The sequence below is a fragment of the Streptomyces flavofungini genome (assembly GCF_041028215.1).
GTDB classification, from domain to species: domain Bacteria; phylum Actinomycetota; class Actinomycetes; order Streptomycetales; family Streptomycetaceae; genus Streptomyces; species Streptomyces flavofungini_B.
Map to the genome: position 1 here is coordinate 1 of NZ_JASKYR010001470.1, position 624 is coordinate 624.

Sequence of the window (624 nt, forward strand, 5' to 3'; positions counted from 1 at the left end):
GCGCACCACGGGGTGGGTGACGGGCGGGAAGTCGTCCTGGTGCGGGACGAGCCTGTCGGGACCGTAGAAGCGGGCGAAGCCGGGGATGAAGTCGTGCACGGCGCGCGCCCCTTCGATGCGCTCCTTCACCTCATCGGGAAGGTTGTCGTACGCGGCGGCCATGTCGGCCCACATCGTGTCCCCGCCGTAGGGCGGCACCTCGCGCAGCTGGAGCACCGCGCCGAGGGCCGGGCGTTCGCGGAAGGTGACATCGGCGTGCCAGACGTTCTCGTACGTGGGGGTGGCGCTGCCGCCCTTGTCGAAGCGGACCACGTCGTCTGCGGAGCCGCGGGCGAGCAGCGGGTTGGTCTCCAGCTCGCCCCAGTGGCGGGCGAAGGCGCGCTGCTGCTCGGAGGTGATGCCGGCGCCGCGGAAGAACAGCACCTTCCACTCAAGGAGCGCGCGGTTCAGCTCCTCGCGCAGGGCGGGCGTGAGGGGCCGCGCGAGGTCGACGCCGCGGATCTCGGCGCCGATGAGGCGCCCCTGCGGCACGAGGTCGAACAGTTCGTAGGGCCGCTCCGGCGAGCCCTCGGGGAGGCGGCGCAGGGTCCGGCGGCCCTCGTACATGCCGTCGGCGGGGACGCG

The 624-nt window shown here is 73.2% G+C and carries 1 protein-coding gene; it reads right to left on the minus strand.

Features of this window, described 5'->3' with window-relative positions:
* Positions 1-624 (minus strand): TauD/TfdA dioxygenase family protein (locus AB8Z36_RS41695; RefSeq protein ID WP_369218519.1); only part of this gene is annotated, 624 nt, incomplete at both ends.